Source organism: Paraferrimonas sedimenticola (genome assembly GCF_002282855.1).
Taxonomy (GTDB): Bacteria; Pseudomonadota; Gammaproteobacteria; order Enterobacterales; family Shewanellaceae; genus Paraferrimonas; species Paraferrimonas sedimenticola.
On sequence record NZ_NRIR01000002.1, the window covers coordinates 451,506 to 471,118 of the forward strand.

Annotated in this window: 17 protein-coding genes; 8 read left to right on the forward strand and 9 right to left on the reverse strand. The window is 51.8% G+C overall.

Translation table 11 applies throughout. The features are described 5' to 3' along the window. Positions 1 to 9 precede the first annotated feature (9 nt). The 6 genes from CLC93_RS05415 to gltB form a co-directional block, all read right to left on the reverse strand. Positions 10 to 492 carry an ester cyclase gene (locus CLC93_RS05415; protein ID WP_095504920.1) on the reverse strand — a complete coding sequence of 161 codons (483 nt, stop codon included), beginning with the start codon at positions 490 to 492 and terminating at the stop codon, positions 10 to 12. 13 nt (positions 493 to 505) lie between these two features. Then, positions 506 to 1,129 (reverse strand): trimeric intracellular cation channel family protein, encoded by a 624-nt coding sequence (locus CLC93_RS05420; RefSeq protein ID WP_095505032.1) that lies wholly within the window; start codon positions 1,127 to 1,129, stop codon positions 506 to 508. 28 nt (positions 1,130 to 1,157) lie between these two features. Continuing rightward, positions 1,158 to 1,853, reverse strand: a complete 696-nt coding sequence (mtnN, locus tag CLC93_RS05425; protein ID WP_095504921.1) for a 5'-methylthioadenosine/S-adenosylhomocysteine nucleosidase — start codon at positions 1,851 to 1,853, stop codon at positions 1,158 to 1,160. 97 nt (positions 1,854 to 1,950) lie between these two features. Next, a complete protein-coding gene (locus tag CLC93_RS05430) occupies positions 1,951 to 2,199 on the reverse strand; it encodes a GlsB/YeaQ/YmgE family stress response membrane protein (RefSeq protein ID WP_095504922.1) in 249 nt (82 codons plus the stop codon). 148 nt (positions 2,200 to 2,347) lie between these two features. Beyond that, complete coding sequence (locus CLC93_RS05435) at positions 2,348 to 3,769, reverse strand: FAD-dependent oxidoreductase (protein ID WP_095504923.1); 1,422 nt, start codon at positions 3,767 to 3,769, stop codon at positions 2,348 to 2,350. Positions 3,770 to 3,772: 3 nt separating this feature from the next. Beyond that, entirely contained in the window at positions 3,773 to 8,221 is a 4,449-nt protein-coding gene (gene gltB, locus CLC93_RS05440; RefSeq protein ID WP_095504924.1) for a glutamate synthase large subunit, read from the reverse strand. A gap of 330 nt (positions 8,222 to 8,551) precedes the next feature. On the opposite strand from gltB, the gene mnmL reads away from it, so the two are divergent. Continuing rightward, positions 8,552 to 9,478 carry a tRNA modification radical SAM protein MnmL/YtqA gene (gene mnmL, locus CLC93_RS05445; RefSeq protein WP_095505033.1) on the forward strand — a complete coding sequence of 309 codons (927 nt, stop codon included), beginning with the start codon at positions 8,552 to 8,554 and terminating at the stop codon, positions 9,476 to 9,478. 5 nt (positions 9,479 to 9,483) lie between these two features. Here the strand turns inward: mnmL and folE2 are convergent, their stop codons facing one another. Then, positions 9,484 to 10,410, reverse strand: a complete 927-nt coding sequence (folE2, locus tag CLC93_RS05450) for a GTP cyclohydrolase FolE2 (protein WP_095504925.1) — start codon at positions 10,408 to 10,410, stop codon at positions 9,484 to 9,486. A 265-nt stretch (positions 10,411 to 10,675) separates the two neighbouring features. On the opposite strand from folE2, the gene CLC93_RS05455 reads away from it, so the two are divergent. Next, positions 10,676 to 11,041, forward strand: coding sequence for an Hpt domain-containing protein (locus CLC93_RS05455; protein WP_095504926.1), 366 nt, complete (start codon positions 10,676 to 10,678; stop codon positions 11,039 to 11,041). Here the strand turns inward: CLC93_RS05455 and CLC93_RS05460 are convergent. After that, positions 11,038 to 12,126: an adenylate/guanylate cyclase domain-containing protein gene (locus CLC93_RS05460; protein WP_169902834.1), complete on the reverse strand. Its 1,089-nt coding sequence runs from the start codon at positions 12,124 to 12,126 to the stop codon at positions 11,038 to 11,040. The two genes, CLC93_RS05455 and CLC93_RS05460, sit on opposite strands and share 4 nt — an antisense overlap. Positions 12,127 to 12,265: 139 nt before the next feature. After that, positions 12,266 to 12,940 carry a DNA mismatch repair endonuclease MutH gene (gene mutH / locus CLC93_RS05465; protein WP_095505035.1) on the reverse strand — a complete coding sequence of 225 codons (675 nt, stop codon included), beginning with the start codon at positions 12,938 to 12,940 and terminating at the stop codon, positions 12,266 to 12,268. 567 nt (positions 12,941 to 13,507) lie between these two features. On the opposite strand from mutH, the gene rppH reads away from it, so the two are divergent. The 6 genes from rppH to CLC93_RS05495 all read left to right on the forward strand — a co-directional run bounded on the left by rppH (position 13,508) and on the right by CLC93_RS05495 (position 19,498). Further along, positions 13,508 to 14,026: an RNA pyrophosphohydrolase gene (gene rppH / locus CLC93_RS05470; RefSeq protein ID WP_095504927.1), complete on the forward strand. Its 519-nt coding sequence runs from the start codon at positions 13,508 to 13,510 to the stop codon at positions 14,024 to 14,026. Next, complete coding sequence (gene ptsP, locus CLC93_RS05475; protein WP_095504928.1) at positions 14,026 to 16,260, forward strand: phosphoenolpyruvate--protein phosphotransferase; 2,235 nt, start codon at positions 14,026 to 14,028, stop codon at positions 16,258 to 16,260. Before rppH ends, ptsP begins: the two co-directional genes overlap by 1 nt. A 94-nt stretch (positions 16,261 to 16,354) precedes the next feature. Next, positions 16,355 to 17,155, forward strand: a complete 801-nt coding sequence (locus CLC93_RS05480) for a sulfite exporter TauE/SafE family protein (RefSeq protein WP_095504929.1) — start codon at positions 16,355 to 16,357, stop codon at positions 17,153 to 17,155. A 3-nt stretch (positions 17,156 to 17,158) separates the two neighbouring features. After that, the gene (gene lgt, locus CLC93_RS05485; RefSeq protein ID WP_095504930.1) at positions 17,159 to 17,968 is read left to right on the forward strand and encodes a prolipoprotein diacylglyceryl transferase; all 810 of its coding nucleotides are present in this window, start codon (positions 17,159 to 17,161) and stop codon (positions 17,966 to 17,968) included. Then, on the forward strand, positions 17,968 to 18,819 hold the full coding sequence (locus tag CLC93_RS05490; RefSeq protein WP_095504931.1) for a thymidylate synthase: 852 nt from the start codon (positions 17,968 to 17,970) through the stop codon (positions 18,817 to 18,819). Before lgt ends, CLC93_RS05490 begins: the two co-directional genes overlap by 1 nt. A 106-nt stretch (positions 18,820 to 18,925) precedes the next feature. Continuing rightward, positions 18,926 to 19,498 carry an LON peptidase substrate-binding domain-containing protein gene (locus tag CLC93_RS05495; RefSeq protein ID WP_095504932.1) on the forward strand — a complete coding sequence of 191 codons (573 nt, stop codon included), beginning with the start codon at positions 18,926 to 18,928 and terminating at the stop codon, positions 19,496 to 19,498. Positions 19,499 to 19,613: the final 115 nt, after the last annotated feature.

Below are 19,613 nucleotides of genomic sequence, written 5' to 3' on the forward strand. Positions count from 1 at the left end.
TGGCCTGAGCTATTGGGTCACTAGCTGGTCTTTCATGGTCTCGTAATCGAGTAAATCCACGTGTTCTTTGATTTGCTGACTGCCGGTATCCACCGACAGGGTGGTGACGCCAGGAATTGCCAGCTCAATCATTTTGCCCGGCTTGCCGAACTGTTCGCCAGGACCGCGGTAATAATGGCTGCCAATGATAACCACCAAGGAACCTTGATTGAACATGTGCTCAACCTGAACTTTGGTTTCAAGCACACCTGCGCGAGCGCGCTGCAAAAAGTTGACTATCTTGTAGCGGCCTGTGTATTTGCGCTTTGCAGTGCGATCGTTAAACACGGTTTCTCGATTATAAAACCGGTTCAGTTTGCTAAAGTCGCTGTGGTTGTAGGCATCCAAATAGGCCAACGCCAGCTTCTGCTCTTTGGGAATATCCTCTGCATGGGTACTTACGGCAAACGCAGTACCAATAAGAAAACAAAGCAGGCACAACAAGTTACGCAAGAAAACAACCTCGTTATTTGATTCGATTAGTCAGGTCAAAAGCGGGTAGGGAAAGCTGCCAGCGAATCGCCGCCAAACGCAGCCCTAATGCGCTTATCATAGCGATATATAGTGCCACGGATGCAGGCCATTGCAAGTGCAAAAGCAGGGTATAACTAACGCCTCCGACGATAGAAGCCGAAGCGTAGATTTCTCTTTGCAGGATCATCGGAACCCGCTGGCACAAAATGTCGCGCACCAGGCCGCCACCCACACCGGTTATCACTCCCATGATCACCGCACTTTCGCCGCTCGCGCCAAGGGATAGGGCTTTTTGCGCGCCAATCACGGTAAACAGCGCCAGCCCGCACGCGTCGGCCACCGGTAAGATCCACCTTGGCAATTTTGGTGGACTGCGCGCTAGAATTAGCGTTGATAAGGTGGTGGCGAAAATCGCTAACAAGTAGTTGGAGTCAGTCAGCCAGAACACAGGCGCGCCGAGAATGACGTCGCGCAGTGTGCCGCCGCCAATCGCAGTAACGGCCGCTAGCACCAGCACGCCAAAATGATCCATGCGGTGACGGCCCGCCGCCAGCGCTCCTGTGAGCGCGAATACGGCGACACCAATTAAGTCAAACAGGTAGACCCAGTCGTTCAGACTCCAGCTCATTGCGAACCTCTTAGCCTTACTTCAACTCGGCCAACAGGGCCATGACCATTTGCGCTGAGTGCTTACCAGCGGTGACTAGGTAGCTATCGAAATCCACGGCAGAATCGTCGTTGGCATTGTCTGATAGAGAGCGAATCACCACAAATGGCTTGCCAAACTGATGACAAGTTTGGGCAACGGCCGCGGCTTCCATCTCGCAGGCTGCCATGGTCGGGAAGTTTTCCAGCATTACCGCAGTGCGCTTAGGGTCGCAAATGAAGCTATCACCGGTGCAGATAAGCCCTTCCATAGCTTTAACTTCACCCAGAGCTTCGATGCTTCGCTTCGCAGCGTCTACCAGCTTGGGCTCAGGTAAATAGGCCGCCGGTTGTTGTGGCACTTGACCGATTTCATAGCCAAAGGCGGTGGCATCCACATCGTGGTGACGCACTTCGCTTGAAATAACAATATCGCCAATACTCAGGTCTTTGGCGAAACCACCGGCAGAGCCTGTGTTAATCACGTAGTCCGGGTCAAAGCGCTCAATCAATAAAGTCGTCGCAATGGTCGCAGTGACTTTACCAATGCCAGAGCGAGTGACGATAACTTCACAGCCATTGATTTGGCCTTCAACAAACTCAATGCCGCCTAGAACCTGTTTTACTGGGTTTTCAACGGTTTCGATAAGCAGTGCGACTTCTGGCTCCATGGCGCCAATAATGCCAACTTTCATAAAGACTCTCTTAACTCTGGGTTGGAACGATAATAGGCGCGCAGTTTACCAGAAGTTAATTAGGAGCGGCAGAGTTAGCACAGGCATTTTGCCTCGGTCAGCTTTTTATTTTGTTGTAGATAAACAGCAGCAAGAAAGCCCCTAGGGTTGCGGTGATAATACTGCCAATGGATAGGCCACCAGTGGTACCAAGACCGACGAAGGAGCCCACAAATCCACCGAAAAATGCGCCGGCAATACCTAACACCATGGTCATAAACCAACCGCCGCCGTCTTTGCCGGGCATTAGCCATTTAGCCAAAGCGCCAGCGATGAGACCTAGTACAATCCAAGAAATAATGCCCATGATTCAATCCTTTAGTTAGTGGTTGAATGATAAGGATAGACTAAATTTTGGGCTCAGAAAGAAGCCCTTGTGAAAAGGAGCTCAGAAAAAGGTTTGTGCAAAAAAGGGGCTTGTAAGCAAGCCCCTTAGCTTTTACACATAGAGATAGTTAAAGAGGCTGGTTATCGTCGAAGTACTCGACCATGGCCTCCGCAGCGTGTCGCCCTTCGGCAATCGCTGTCACCACCAAATCAGAGCCGCGGACCATATCGCCACCGGCAAACACTTTCGGATTGGCGGTTTGGTAGGGGTAGTCACCTTGTTCAGGGGCTATCACTCGACCTTTGGCGTCTTGCTCAATTTTGTGTTGAGTAAACCAATCGGCCGGGCTTGGCTGGAAGCCAAACGCAATAATAACCGCGTCAACCTCAAGCGTGTGCTCGCTGCCCTCAATGGCTCGACAGCCTTGGCGACCTGAAGCATCGGCTTCGGTCATTTCGGTGTTGACCACGGTGACACCACGAATCACGCCGTTTTCAGTAACAAAGGCCACTGGCTGTTGGTTAAAGTTAAACTGCACCCCTTCTTCGGTAGCGTTAGCCACTTCGCGGCGAGAGCCTGGCATGTTGACCGCATCGCGACGATAGGCACAAATCACTTGCTCGGCGCCTTGGCGCACTGCGGTGCGCACACAGTCCATCGCCGTATCACCACCACCGAGCACCACCACCTTTTTACCCTTAAGGTTAATGTAGGGGTTGTGCTGGTCTTCAGTGCCCATCAGATGGTGCGTATTGCCAATCAAATAGGGCAGGGCTTGGATAACACCTTGCGCGTCTTCTCCCTCAAGCCCGGCCTGCATGGCCGAGTAGGTACCCATGCCTAGGAACACAGCATCAAACTCACTCTCAAGCTCGGCAAAGCTGATGTCTTTACCTATTTCAGTGTTTAAACGAAACTCTATGCCCATCTCTTCAAAGATGCGACGGCGAGTGCGAATAACCGCCTTGTCCAACTTGAACGCCGGAATACCATAGGTCAAAAGGCCACCAATCTCTTGGGCACGGTCAAACACCACAGGTTTTACCCCTTGGCGAATCAACACATCGGCACAGGCCAGGCCCGCCGGACCGGCACCAACCACAGCCACCCGCTCTTCGCGCTGTTGCACCTGGGACATATCCGGGCGCCAGCCCATTTCGATGGCTTTGTCGGTAATGTACTTCTCGACGTTGCCAATAGTGACCGCACCGTACTCATCGTTGAGGGTACAAGCGCCTTCGCACAGACGGTCTTGCGGACAAACACGACCACAGACTTCCGGTAGCGAGTTGGTTTGATGAGACAGCTCGGCCGCTTCGATAATGCGACCTTGCTTAGCCAATTCCAGCCAATTGGGAATGTAGTTGTGCACCGGGCACTTCCATTCGCAATAAGGGTTACCGCAATCCAGACAACGGTCTGCCTGTTGTTTTACCTCTGGCTGTTGATAGTCGGTATAAATCTCGATGAACTGACTTTGTCGTTGCTTTAGCTCGATCTTGCTGGGATCGACGCGTTCAACTTCCATAAATTGAAAATCGTTACTCATGGCTTACCCCGCGTTGACCGCCAGCTTGAGGCCGGTTTCTGTGTTCATTAAATCTTGCATCGCCATGGCTTTGGGCTTGACCACCACAAAGCGCGGTAGCCAGTTGTTAAAGTCATTGAGGATCGACTGGGCGTGCTCGCTGTTGGTCGCTGCCACATGGGCTTCGATCAGCTGGCGCAAATGCTGCTGTTGAATCGGGCTGTCCACTGGCGCCACATCCACCAACTCGTGGTTACAGCGGCGGCCAAAGTTACCAAACTTATCAAATACGTAGGCAAAACCACCGGTCATGCCCGCACCGAAGTTGACGCCGGTACGACCCAGTACCAGCACGATACCGCCGGTCATGTATTCACAGGCGTTATCACCCACACCTTCAACCACAGCAATTGCGCCTGAGTTACGCACAGCAAAGCGCTCACCGGCGCGTCCCGCGGCAAACAGCTTGCCACCGGTGGCACCGTACAAACATGTGTTACCGATAATGCTCGACTTGTGACTGGCAAACGCGCTGTCTTGCGGCGGATGGATTACTAAGCGACCGCCATTCATGCCTTTGCCCACATAATCGTTGGCATCGCCGCACAGGTGTAGATTGACCCCTTTGACGTTCCAAACCCCAAAGCTCTGTCCGGCGGAGCCCGAGAAGTGGAAATCCAATTCGTTCGGGTGGCCTTCGCGACCGTGGACTTGGGCAATGTAGCCAGACAGGCCGGCGCCTACCGAGCGGTCGGTGTTGTGAATTGGTAGCTGCCAGCGCCCACTGTCGCTGTTTTGCACGGCGTCTTTCGCCAAATTAACCAACTCTTGATTCATCAAACCTGGATCGGCGGGAACATTGGTGTCGGTGCAGGTCAGTGAGCTGCCTTGTGGCAATTGCGGTTGATACAGGATGTCGTCCAGCACCAATTTCTGCTGACGCGAGGTGCTACCAGGTAGAGCTTTGAGCAAATCGCTGCGGCCCACTAATTGGTCAAACTCGGCAATGCCGACTTTGGCCATCCACTGTCGTACATCTTCAGCGACGAACTTGAAGTAGTTCATCACTTTTTCAGGCAGACCGTGGAAGTGCTTATCACGCAAGGTTTGGTCTTGAGTCGCGACCCCAGTGGCACAGTTGTTTAGGTGGCAAATACGCAAGTATTTACAGCCCAAGGCCACCATAGGCGCGGTACCAAAGCCAAAGGACTCGGCACCAAGCATGGCCGCTTTGACTACGTCCAAACCGGTTTTCAAACCGCCGTCCACTTGCAAACGCACTTTGTGGCGCAAGCCGTTTTCCACCAATGACTGGTGAACTTCCGCCAGACCCAGCTCCCACGGGCTACCGGCGTATTTCACTGAGGTCAGTGGTGACGCGCCAGTACCGCCGTCGTAACCGGATACGGTAATCAAGTCGGCGTAGGCCTTGGCTACACCGGTGGCAATGGTGCCAATGCCAGGTTCAGACACCAGTTTCACCGAGACCAGCGCTTTTGGATTGATCTGTTTTAAGTCGAAAATCAGCTGAGCCAAATCTTCGATGGAATAAATGTCGTGATGGGGTGGTGGTGAAATCAGTGTCACCCCTGGGCGCGAGTGGCGCAATGCGGCAATCTCGGCTGAGACCTTATGTCCTGGCAGCTGACCACCTTCGCCAGGCTTGGCCCCTTGCGCCACCTTAATCTGAATCACTTCGGCGTTAACCAAGTAGTGAGCTGTCACCCCAAAGCGACCCGAGGCCACTTGCTTGATGGCCGAATTACCTTCGTTGTTAAAGCGGCGAGGATCTTCACCACCTTCGCCAGAGTTAGAGCGACCGCCTAAACGGTTCATGGCCACCGCCAGTGCCTCGTGAGCTTCTGGGCTGAGAGCACCAATACTCATGGCGGCGGTATCAAAGCGCTTGTAGAGCTTGCTATCGGCGTCCACTTGCTCGACTGGAAGTGGTGTTTCGGCAAACTGCAGCGCCATTAAGTCGCGCAAAGTGGCAGTAGGTCGCTCGTCCACCAATTTGGCAAACTTCTGATAAGCGTCGTAATTACCCTGATTCAGACTTTGCTGCAGGTATTGAATCACATCTGGGTTGTAGCAGTGGTACTCGCCCTTATCTACGTACTTGAGCAGACCACCCTGAGCCAGTCCCTTGTTGGGGTTGTAGGCTTGGCGATGCAGCTTGATTTGGTCTTGTTCTAAATCGCCAAAATCCGCGCCACCGATGCGACTGACCACGCCTTTGAAGCACAATGACACCACCTCATCGCTAAGACCTATGGCCTCAAACAATTGGCTGGAGCGGTAGCTGGCGATGGTACTAATGCCCATCTTAGACATGATTTTTCGCAGACCTTTGTTAATGCCATTGCGGTAGTTCAGTAGCAACTCGATCAGTGGCTGCTGAGAGTCCACTTTTTGCGACATGGCATCGATTGATTCGTACACCAGATACGGATACACAGCGGTGGCACCAAACCCGAGCAGTACTGCAAAGTGGTGCGGGTCTCGCGCCGAGGCGGTTTCTACCACTATGTTTGAATCGCAGCGCAATTGGGCGTCGATCAAACGCTGTTGCACCGCACCTGTGGCCATCGCTGCAGGTATGGTTAGGCGGTCCGCTTCGATGCCGCGATCGCTTAGCACAATCAAAGTGGTACCGGTGCGAGCCAAGCGCTCGGCCTCATCGGTAACTCGCTCAATGGCCGCTTTAAGACCTTCGGCAGGATCGTAATTGAGGTTAATCGTATTGGCGCGGTACACGGATACATCCAGACTCATCAGCTGGTTGAAGTCCGAGTACAGCAAAATCGGAGAGTCAAACATCACACGATTAGCGCCACCGGTAGTTTCGTTGAGCAGGTTCTGCTCTTTACCAATACAAGTGGCCAGACTCATCACGTGTTTTTCACGCAGCGGGTCAATCGGCGGGTTGGTCACCTGAGCAAACATCTGACGGAAGTAGTCGTAAATGTTACGCTGCTTGCGCGACAGCACCGCCATTGGGGTGTCATCCCCCATAGATCCAACTGCTTCTTCGCCTTTGCTGGCCAATACCCAAACCACTTGGTTGAGCTCTTCTTGGCTGAAGTTGAACTTCTTCTGATAGTGAGCCAGTTGGTCGGAGACCATTTCCGAATTGCCCTGTTGGTCATCCGGTATGGCTTCGGCAGGTGTTAGACGCAGGCTGTTGTTGCGCATCCACTCTTTGTAGGGGTGGCGGCGTTTAAGATCGTCATCGATTTCAAACGAGGCGGATAATTTACCCGTGGTGGTGTCTAGCACCAACAGCTCACCTGGGCCAACCCGGCCTTTCTCAACCACATCTTCGTTGCTGTAATCCCAAATACCCACTTCAGAGGCCAGGGTGAGAATGCGGTCTTTAGTGATCACATAGCGCGATGGACGCAGACCGTTGCGATCCACAGTACAGGCCACGTGCTTACCATTGGTAAATACGATACCAGCAGGCCCATCCCAAGGCTCCATGTGCATCGAGTTAAAGTCGTAGAAGGCTTTGAGTTCATCGTCCATCTCGGGGTTGGACTGCCATGCTGGTGGGATCAGCAAACGCATGGCGCGATACAAGTCCATACCTGCAACCAACAACAGCTCTAGCATGTTGTCCAGTGATGACGAATCGGAACCGCTTTGATTAACGAACGGCGCTGCATCTTGCAGGTCCGGCATCAGCGGCGAGTTGAATTTATAGGCTCGTGCGCGCGCCCACAGACGATTGGACGTGATGGTGTTGATTTCACCATTGTGGGCCAAATAGCGAAACGGCTGCGCCAGCGGCCACTTCGGCTGAGTATTGGTGGAGAAGCGCTGGTGGAACAAACAAATGGCGCTGCGCAAACGCGAGTCGCCCAAGTCTTGGTAAAAACGCGGTAAGTCTGCCGGCAGGGTTAAGCCTTTATACACCACCATGGTGGATGACAAACTGGCGATGTAAAAGTCACTGTGCTCGGAGAGCTGTTTTTCGACGCGACGACGGGCCATGTACAGGCGGCGTTCCAGATCGCGCGAGCGCCAGCCCATAGGCGCATTGATAAAGACTTGCTGAATGTTTGGCAAGCTCGCTTTTGCCACATCGCCAAGCACATCCTGGTCAACGGGCACTTCACGCCAGCCAACCACAGTTAGGGTTTCTTTGCTCAGACTGTATTCGATCGCCTGGCGTTCGACATCGGCCAGCACGGGATCGGTCGACAGGAAAATCATGCCGACCGCGTATTTACGACTCAGGCTCCAACCGAGTTCGTCGGCCAGAGTTCTGAAGAAACTGTCGGGTTTTTGTAGCAGTAAGCCGCAGCCGTCACCGGTTTTACCGTCGGCTGAGATTCCACCCCTGTGCTTCATTCTATCCAGCGCAGAAATGGCGGTCTTAACTATCTTGTGGCTCGGTTCCCCATCCATTTGGGCCATTAGTCCAAAGCCACAGTTTTCACGTTCAAACTGAGGGCGAGTTAATCCCATGTCCGAGTCCTCCCTTGTTACATTACGGCTAGCGGGAACTTCCCGTCGATTTCATAGGTATTCACCCGAACATCTAAAATTACTGTTTGGTGCGTCAAAAATCAATCCTTGGCAAACTGTAAAATTTTCAAGGCAGGCGGCGATTTGCGTGCATTTTGATAGAGGTGTTAACAATCGTGATTCGCATTCAAGGTGTCGACCAGTATGCATTGCTGGTGCCTGAATATGCACCCGGTTGCCTTTTGCTGGCTACACAAAGCTTGATCTACCACACAGACGATGCCACCAAGGGCCGGTAGGATGGCGCTCTTTTGCGGATCAGAGCGCGCCATGGGACTCGACAAATACGTTCACACTCTAGGTAATTATTGCCAATCGCGCTTTGGCCAGCGCTTGCAAAAGCTGACTATCGACGCCGGTTTTGATTGTCCCAATCGCGATGGTCGACTGGGGGTGGGTGGCTGTACCTTTTGTAACGTGGCGTCTTTTAGTCCCAATCACGCCAGTCAATTGGGTATCGCCCAACAGCTAACCAAAGGTGCGGCGATTAAAATTCGCAACGCCAAGCGCTACTTGGCGTATTTTCAAGCCTACACCTCTACTTACGATGAAATTCAGGTGTTAAAGGCGCGCTACCAAGAGGCGATTGATACCGGGCTGGTAGACGGGCTGTGCATCGGCACCCGTCCGGATTGTGTTAGCGACGAAGTGCTCGACCTTCTGTCTCAGTATCAAGCACAAGGATATGAAATCTGGTTGGAACTGGGTTTGCAGACCAGTAATGACAAAACCTTGAAGCGCATCAATCGCGGCCATGGCTTCGACGCTTACCAAGACGCCTGCAAGCGTGCTCATCAGAGAGGACTAAAAGTCTGTTGCCATTTGATTTTGGGATTGCCGGGGGAGTCGAGCCAGGATTACCAGCAAAGTTTGAGCGACATTCTCGAGGTGGGTGTTGAGGGAATTAAGCTACATCCGCTGCACGTGGTGGACGGCAGTACTATGGCCAAAGCTTGGCGAGCCGAGCGGCTCGAGCCGCCATCACTGCAGCACTATGCCAGCAGCGCCGCCAGTTTGATAAGGCACACGCCCAAGCAGGTGGTGTATCACAGGGTCACAGCTTACGCCAAACCGCCGGTGCTATTGGCTCCGGATTGGGCTGGGGACCGATGGACTGGGTTAAATGCAGTACTAGAGGAGCTACAGCAGCACGGCGGCCAGGGCAGCGCCCTAGCCAACCAGCAATTGCATTTTTAAATGGTCTAGGGGCGGTAGCCGCCTTCGATGCCTTTGACCACCACACTTACCGCGTCGTGAGCGTGCAGCGACTCTAAGTGATTGACCATCAGCCAGAAATCACTCAGTTGAGGGTCTTGCGTCAACGCGTGTTTGAGGCGACGACTGGCGTCTTCCACAAACATCAGATTTTGGCCATTCAGAAGGGCAAACTCTTGCTCGTCTTCGCGTTTAACTGCGGCTTGAACCGGAGTTTGTAGCGCGCCTTCTACGCGCTCAATCAGTGCAACCAAAGGCAACTCTTTGCAATCTTGGCCCAGTTTCACCTTAATGTCGGCAATTGAGCGTTGCGAGTGCGGGGTGGCCACAATACCGTCGGTACTGCCAAGCCACTGGGATATAGTGTCAAAGTCCAAAGACTCAGCCGCATCAAAGCGATTGGCAAACGCCTCTTGAATCAACTGACGGGCCAATGCCGCTGAGCACGGACAAGTCGATGAATACGGAATTTGTACCTGAAGTTCGAAACTCAACACACCTTCGTCAATGCGACCTACCACTTTGGTTGGGTAGGCTTTCCAGCCGGTTTTATCACTTTTTAGCGATGGTCGGCGCAAGTGGAAATCAAAGCTCAGTTCAACCAAGGCATGGCTAGAGAGCGTTTCGTGACTGGCGATAAAGGTCTGCAGCAACCAATGCAGGTTTTCCAGAGTGACGGCCTCTTTGACCGACATTTGATCCAAGGCTAAATACAAGCGCGACATGTGAATGCCTTTGGCATTGGCATCTTCAAGATTCACATAGGCTTTACAGCGTGCGCTGACTTGGCGAGCGATACCCTGATCTACAGCGATCGACAGCGGTAGTTCGATATTGCTCATTCCCACCCAATCCAAGGTGCCTTGCGTCGGCGCGGTGGCACTGCTCGCAACATCAGGCATGGTGGTTGGCATATTGGCTCCAGACTTAGCTATTTGTTATTTGAAAAGGCTGGCGATTATAGCACGATGCCTATTAATGTGTACGCTCGCGCGGTTGTGCTACTAAAATGCTGGGTAGCGTATCGCATAAATCGGCTAAAACTGACCCTAATTTAGTGAGCTATGTGTCATTACGCAGAGAAATGGTTGATTGCTGAAGCTGCAAACCCTATAACTGCAGTATGTAAATTCGACTAAGTCACATTTAATCTGCTTAGCAATTGGGAGAAGAGCCGGAATGGCCACAGCAAAGATTGAAGATATTCTGGATTTGAGCACTCTAGAGCAGTACGTCAGCGCTATCGGTGCGGGTACCTTGTTGAAAAGCGTTGAGCTGTTTCAACAACTCTTGCCAGAGTATTTGCAGTCGCTAAAGACTGCGTATCAAAACAAAGACAAAAAGGCCCTGTGCGAAGAAGCGCATAAGTTCAAAGGTGCGGCGGGTTCGATTGGCCTAAAGCGCATTCAGCAACTAGCGCAAGCGCTGCAACACGGCGAAGAGCCTATTTGGCAATCAGCCCACCCTCAGTGGCTAGCGGACATCGTCAGCTTGACGGAAAAAGACTTGGGCCACTTGGTGGACTACCTTAACTCGAAAGTCTAAGCCTTGCTTGCACTGCTCGCGTAGCGCGTCTCAACCCCATAGACTTCTATGGGGTTTTGCTTTCCTTTAAGCATAATAGGCCCCATCTCCTCATAGTGAAGGTCGTTAGTCTCATACAGTTGAGACTTTAATTCACCAGAAATCAGCATGTTTTGACCCAGCGGCGTACACTGGTCTTGTAAGCGCGCCAGGGTGTTTAGCACATCGCTGAAATAGCTGATCTCTTGCTTGTTAACACCTACCACGGCCACCACTACCTGGCCGCAATGCGCTGCAGCTTTAAATCTAGGTAAAAAGCCGTAGTACTTCTCAAAACCGGCACGTTGCCAATTCAATTGCTGCATGAAGTCAAAGTACAAGCGCAAACAACGCTGCTCTTGAGCACCATCTTCTATGGTCCAGGAGATAAGTGCTGCGTCGCCCATAAAGCGATAAATCTCTGCGTCATGGCGGGCCGCTACGTCCGAGAGCACCTCAAAGCTGTCTTGAATCAGCCGAGAAAAGCGATAGTCGCCCAAAGATTCGGCGTGAGCCGTCGATGCCACCATGTCGACAAACAAAAACACTCGGTTTTCGTACCTTGGTCTGTGGTACTTACCCAAGCCAATATTGAGCAGCATGCGCCGGCCCATCAGTAAGGTCATTTGCTCGACAAAGGCGATGCCTAGGCGCACAAACACCAGATACAAAATCAAACCTTGAAATGAGGGGCTGTAGACAATCTGCATGGTGAGCATTTGGCGCAAAGAAACCACATGATTCGACAAGGCCCACATGGTCAGCAGTTGACTGACGTAGGCAATAGTGGTGGCACCGATCAGCAGGAACACGCCCTTAAACAACACGATAAAGGTGTAGGGCATACGCCGAATGAAAGTCACTTCGGAAATCAGGTTGGACAGCCAGTGCAGACAGCCGAAAATCACACCCATGAATACCGTCAAGGTGTAGAGATCGGACTCACCAACCGCCCATTGCGGCAGAGTCAGGCTTTGGGAATAGCGAAACGACACATACAGGCTCATCGCCATGGTCCAGGCAACCACTAAAATGGCCAGTCGTTTAAATTGCTGAAGACTCCGCACTCGGTTGTCGATTCCTAGGTAGTTTCAATAAGGCTGAAAAAAACTGCCATATTCTATAAAAATCGAGCCAAAATTGTCGGTTGTTTTTGAACTAAAAGCATGACGTGGATCAAGAATTTGTATAACTCTGAGGCGAATGTCACCCAAATACGCTATGGAGAATCCCTTGAGTGAAGCTTTTTTGTAAGTAGAAACCTCTGGGCAAGGTTTGAATTATCGTGCCGCCCTGGCCGACACCCTCGGTCAGTGCGCGGCTATTGGCGGCTTTTGGGCGAATGTGCAGGGCATCGCCAAAGCGGGCGGAAATACTCTCCACTTGCCCCAGTGCCACCATTTCCATTAGCTCTTCCCAATCGTTTCGCAGGATGCGCCACTGTTCTGGAGTTGGCTCCCACAGGATAGGGGTGCCGATAATCCGATCACCGACAGGAATATCACGCTCTCCTTGCACCGGTACCCAAAGCACTCGCTTGAGCTTGTGATACACCACAGAGTCTTCAAAGCGCATGGATCTGTGTCCGACTAAAGGAACCACGGTGACATAGGTGGTTTCTAGGGGCGTGTTGCTGTGACTAAGGGGCAGGGTTTTGAGTTCGACCCCAAGGTGCGCAAAATCCGGTTCGGCTTTACTGCCGGCGGTAGCGCCGAGTTGTAGTTCGATCAATTGTCCTACCCAGCCTTTGTCTCGTTTGAGATTGTTGGGTACCTGAATCGCCCAGCTTTGGGCTAATTCGGACAAACTTTGACCGGCCATGGAATAGGCGCGCTGCATGAGTTCGTCAATAGACTGAGGAGGCTGGGAATTCGATGTCATGGCGCTAGTGTAAGCACAATTGGATCCCTTGACCAGATCCGCTTTGGTAATACATCGACAAGCTATTCTCGGCTTGCTAACAAAGTTATCCACAGAAAACTTGGATAACTCACCAGTTTTGTTCATTTCGGAAGGGATCAGCCGGTGATCCTCGAATGGATCCCACTGACTGCTGCTTGATCCATCAAGATCTGGTGAATGCTTGTGCATAACTTTAAATAAGATCCACTAAATACGCGCTTTGATTAAAAAGTGCGCAGGGATCCCTTTGGATACTGATTTTATTAACAGTGCTTTCTTCTTATTGTGCTGATTTAAAACGTTTTTAATGGGCTGAGAGATAACTCGCAATCCGTTCGGTATTCATACAGATCGAGACTTATTTTGAGTTGCAAACAGATCTATCCACAGATTTTGTGGATAGAGATCGCCGCAACGCCCGCTAATTGTGAATAACATTGCCAAAATCGCGAAGTTATCCAGATTTACCTGATTTCTAAGGCATTGCTGCGAACTGCGGATTGTGAAACAATCGGAACAGCTAAAAATTTACCGTTTGGAGTCCATGTGATCGACAGTGATGGATTTCGAGCGAATGTTGGCATAGTCATTTGTAATCAGCATGGGCAGGTTATGTGGGCTCGACGTCACGGTCAGCACTCATGGCAGTTCCCTCAGGGTGGCGTGGATAGCGGTGAAACCGCTGAACAAACCATGTACCGCGAACTATACGAAGAGGTGGGCTTGCGCCCCCACGACGTAAAGATTCTCGCGTCCACTCGATCGTGGCTCAGATATCGTTTGCCGCGACGGATGATAAGACAGGACACCAATCCTGTGTGTATCGGCCAGAAGCAAAAATGGTTTTTGCTGCGACTGGTTTCAGATGAAAGTGCCATTTCGTTCGATGCAACCGGCCACCCCGAATTTGATGATTGGCGTTGGGTGAGTTACTGGTATCCGGTTCGACAAGTAGTATCGTTTAAACGCGATGTCTATCGGAAAGTCATGAAAGAGTTTGCAAGCACGGCGTTACCCTTTCACAAAAAACGAGAAGGAAAGCGTCGTCAGCGATACCGAGGCTGATGCTAGACAGATTACGCGATATTACTCAAACCGTCGTCAACTCGGCGGATCTCGATTCAGCCATGGCGGCCTTGGTGACTCAAACCAAGCGTGCCATGGCGACTCAATGCTGTTCCGTTTATTTGGTCAGACAGCAACACCTACTTCTTTGCGCCAGTGATGGCCTCTCTCCCTCAGCAATTGGCAAAGCCAGTTTAAAGTTTGGCGAAGGTGTCATTGGCCTAGTCGCCGAGCGTGCCGAGCCGATCAATCTGGCCGACGCTCATCGTCATCCTGCATTTAAGCTGATACCGAGCGTAAACGAAGATAAGTACAGCGCGTTTCTGGCCGCGCCAATTATTCACCAGAGTGAAGTACTTGGGGTGTTGGCGGTGCAACAGCAGCAAAAGCGCTTGTTCGACGAAGACGAAGAAGCCTTTTTAGTGACACTCGCCGCTCAGCTGGCATTAGCCGTATCAGGTCTGCGCCAACGCAAAGCAGACAAGGGACCACAAACCGATATATTGCTAACAGGTGAGGCAGCTTCCGCCGGTTTAGCGGTAGCACCGGCCTTGCTGATCCACCAAGCGGTCGATATGCAGGCACCGCAGCATAAAGCGGAGAACCTTGAGGCCGAGCGGGAGCGCTTGTCGGCGGCGATCGAATTCTGCCGCAATCAATTCTTTACCTGGAGTCAGCGCTTCGATGCAGAGATCGATACCGAAGTGGCGCAAATTTTCTCCGCCTATCAGAGCTTGTTGGAGCCGGCCTCGTTAGGACAGCCACTATTAGACGAAGTCATGCAGGGGTGGCAGGCTGAATCGGCTGTGCGTCGAGTGTGTTTACGAGTGGCGGCACAGTTCAAACAAATGCAAGACGCCTATTTGCGTGAGCGCGGCAGGGATGTGGTCGATGTGGGTGAGCGATTAATCCAACAGCTACAGCGTAAACAACGGCTAGCGCTGGACCCGAGCCAACCCAGAATCTTGGTTGCCAAAGAAGCATCCGCTACTTTACTGGCGGAACTGCCTCAGCACGGCATTGCCGGAATTGTCATTCAAAGCGGAGGGGTTAACTCACACGTAGCAATCTTGGCTCGTGCGATGAATATACCCGCGGTGATGGGATTGGAAACCTCGTTTGAGGACATTGAGGCTGAGCAAACCCTAATCGTCAATGGATACCGCGGCCAGGTGGTGCTAAACCCGACTGCGATACTTTGCAAAGAGTACCAACGCCTGATCGAGCAGATCAGCGCGCAAAATCAACAGCTAAACGCCGAGTTGGATGAGGCTTGCTTCAGCGGTTGTGGCAAACCTATTGGGTTGCACGTCAACGCTGGACTGACTGGCGCGCTGGCTTCTGTCGAACGCCCGGCAGTGCAAGGGATTGGCCTGTATCGCAGCGAAATTCCTTTTATGCTGCATAGCCACTTTTTAACCGAGTCAGAACAATTCAAGCTGTATCAAAAAGTGATGCGCTCGGCCAAAGGTAAGCCGGTAGTGATGCGTACCTTAGACGCAGGTGGCGACAAGCCGCTGACCTACTTTCCTATGGCCGAAGCCAATCCATTTTTGGGCTGGCGCGGGATTCGACTCACCTTAGATCATCCGGAAATGTTGCTGGTGCAGCTCAAGGCCATGCTCCGCGCCGGCGTGGGGCAGGGGCCACTATCGATTCTGTTGCCCATGGTGTCCCAACTCAGCGAGGTGGAGCGCACTCGACACTATTTAGAGCAAGCGGTGACCGAGTTAAAAGAAGAGTATGGCGAACAACTGCAAGCGCCTAAACTTGGAGTGATGCTTGAAATTCCGGCGATGATGTTTCAACTAGCTGCCTTGGCCGACTGTGTTGATTTTATCTCCGTCGGCTCCAATGACCTGACTCAATACTTACTGGCCGTCGATAGAAACAATCCGGCGGTGAGCGAGCTCTTCGACCGCTTCCACCCGGCGGTGTTAACCGCTCTAAACCACATCGCTGAGCAGTGCCAGACCTTAGAGCTGCCATTCTCCATCTGTGGCGAGCTGGCCGGTGATCCACTCGCAGTGATGTTGTTGCTCGGCATGGGCTATTATCAATTGAGCATGAACCCGGGAAATTTGGGCAAAGTAAATCACCTGATTCGACGGGTGGAATGCGCCGATATGCAGCGCTTAGTGCAATCGGCGCTAAGCTGTCAAAGTGGTACGCAAGTCAGAGACTTATGTTTGCAGGAGTTGAATCGCCTTCAGCTCAACGACTTAGTGCGCTAACACTGGCCTTTCATTCGGGGTTCACCTAAACTAGCGCCCTCACTTAAAAGCGCGCATAAGCCAATTGGGTTGGCTTTAAAGCAGGTGGTATTTCTTGGACAACCTTTTGCTAATCATTGCACTGTGCATGCTGGTTGGCGTCGTACAGGGATTTTTGGCCGGTATGCTGGGCATTGGCGGCGGCATCGTGCTGGTTCCTGCTTTTATCTACTTGCTTCCTCAACTCAATATTTCTACCGAACTGGCGACTCACATTGCCATTGGTACCTCCTTAGGTGCAATCATCCTGACCTCGTTTTCGGCGGCTTTAGGGCATCAAAAACGCGACAATATTTCATGGCCAGTGGCCAAGGCTCTGCTGCCTGGCATAGTATTGGGTTCGATTTCCGGCGGGTTTATTGCAGAAAGCCTGTCAGCCAAGACCCTAACCACGACCTTCGCCGTCTTTTTGCTGTTAATGGCGGTCAAGATGGTGATGCCGCTCAACACTGCGCGAGTTCGCCCTTTACCTGCACCCACCTTATTGTTTATCTCTGCTACCGGCATTGGCGCTTTTTCTGCCTTGATGGGCATCGGCGGGGGTGTCATATTAGTACCGTTTCTGACTTTCTTCGGGTTAGAGATGCGCAAGTCCATTGGCTGCGCCGCAGCATCGGGTATCGCAGTGGCCTTGTTTGGTTGCATGAGTTACGTGATTGCTGGCTGGGGTGCCGACGATTTGCCCTCGGGTGCGCTTGGGTACGTCTATTTACCGGCGCTAATTGGAGTGATATCCACTGCTGTGTTCACCGCTCGCTTAGGGGTGAAGGCCGCCGCCGTATTACCCGTTAAATTACTAAAACGATTTTTCGCCGCATTCATGACCTTCATTGGCTTGCGGTTATTACTAGGATAAGGAATGTTACGCTTTCCAGAAATTGACCCGATTATTTTTTCCATCGGGCCGTTTGAGCTTTTTGGGCAAACCTTTGAGCCAGCTGTGCGCTGGTATGGAGTGATGTACCTAATCGGTTTTGTCGCTGCCATGTATATTCTCAACCGCATGGCCGCTAAACCCGACTCCAAATGGACCAAAGAGCAGGTTTCCGATCTACTGTTTTACTGCTTCATGGGCGTAATCGTCGGTGGTCGAGTGGGCTATGTGCTGTTCTACAACTTCGGCGCCTTTATCGATAATCCCATGTACCTGTTTGCGATTACCGATGGCGGCATGTCGTTCCACGGCGGTTTGCTTGGCGTGATCAGTGCCTTCTTCTATATCGCTTACACGCAAAAGCGCACCTTCTTTGAAGTAGCCGATGTGGTCGCGCCGACTGTACCTATTGGTCTAGGTGCCGGTCGTTTGGGCAACTTTATCAATGGCGAGCTGTGGGGACGCACTACAGATGTGCCGTGGGGCATGGTATTTCCAGGTGCCGGTGAGCTGGCCCGCCATCCGTCGCAGTTGTACCAGTTTGCCCTTGAAGGGGTGGCCTTGTTTGCCATTATGGCCTGGTATGGACGCAAACCGCGCGCTCGCGGCGCTATGTCAGGTTTGTTCCTAGTGGGCTACGGTGCTTTTAGAATCGTGGTTGAATTTGTGCGCGAGCCCGATGCTCATCTGGGTTTGTACGCCGGACTATTCACCATGGGACAAATGTTATCTGTGCCCATGATCGCTTTCGGCGCCTATTTGATGATGCGCAAACCGAGCAATAAGGAAGCCTAATGAAACAATACTTAGACCTGTGCCAACGCATCATTGACGAAGGGCAGTGGGTAGAGAACAAGCGCACCGGTAAATCCTGCCTAACCTTGATCAACGCCGATCTTGAGTACGATGTAGCGGCCAATCAATTTCCTTTGATCACCACCCGCAAGAGTTTTTACAAAGCGGCGATTGCCGAGTTGCTGGGTTACATTCGCGGCTACGACAATGCCGCTGATTTTCGAGCACTGGGTACCAAAACCTGGGATGCCAACGCCAATTTGAATCAAGCTTGGCTGGAAAATCCAGCTCGACAGGGCGAAGACCATATGGGTCGAGTCTATGGGGTTCAAGGTCGTGCCTGGCAGGGCAGCGACGGTACCGTGGTGGATCAGCTCGCCAAGCTAGTTAACAATCTTAAAAACGGCATCGACGATCGCGGCGAGATTTTGAGTTTCTACAACCCAGGTGAGTTTCACTTAGGCTGTTTGCGTCCTTGTATGCACACGCATACCTTCTCTTTGCTGGGTGACACTCTGTATTTAACCTCATATCAGCGTTCGTGCGACGTACCGCTTGGTTTGAACTTCAATCAGATTCAGGTGTTCACCTTACTAGCCTTAGTTGCGCAAATTTGTGGGCTGAAGCCGGGCAAGGCGTATCACAAGATAGTGAATGCTCACATCTACGAAGATCAGCTACAGCTGATGCGCGATGTTCAACTGAAGCGGGATCCTTTCCCTTCGCCCAAGTTGCACATCAATCCAGAGATTAAGTCACTGCAAGACCTCGAAACATGGGTCACTATGGACGACTTTTCAGTGGAAGGTTATCAACATCACGACCCTATTCAATACCCATTCTCGGTATAACCTTTCTCGGTAAAGCCATTCTCGGTAAAGCCCAGGCGCCCTGTGATGGGCGCTTTAGCTTTCTATGGGCTAGTGTTAAAGAGCGATTTGTCTTCAAGGTAGTTGGATGTCGATTGGTCTTTTTCCTTTGCCCATGTTGTTGATGCCGGGCGGGGTATCACAGCTCAGAATATTTGAACCTCGCTATCAGCGACTGGTAGCAGAGGCGCATCAGAACGACAACAGTTTCGTACTCAGCCCGAGTATGCTGACGGGCGAGTCGCATCCATTTAGGCTTGGTGTGCGGGTCGCGATTACCGACTTTGACCGACTTCAAGACGGTTTGTTGGGGATCAGTATTGAGGCAATAGAGCGGGTGAGCTTGTACGATTTTCGCCAAGCGGACGACAAACTGCACACCGCTCAGTATGTTTCGATAGCCAACTTACCTGCCGGCGAACCTTTGGCTGAATACCACTGGCTGGCAGAAGGTCTGGCCCCAGTGTTATCCCAACATCCGCTTTATGAGGATCAAATCACTTCTGCTCAACTGGCGGATCTCACCTGGGTCTGCCAGCGTTGGCTCGAATTCCTACCCTTCAGCGAAACCACTAAGCGCCAGTTATTGGCGGTTCAAGAAAGCCGACGCCTCGCGCAAATACTGACCCAGGTGTTACCTAAAGCTGAACCCAACAGCTAAACCTAATTTAGGATCTTTTGTTCCCAATTGGTTAATACCTATAGTTTTTCCGAGTTATAAAGTAAGAAAATTCGGTTTTACTTATGCTTTCTAGATGTCTAATATTCAGCGTCTT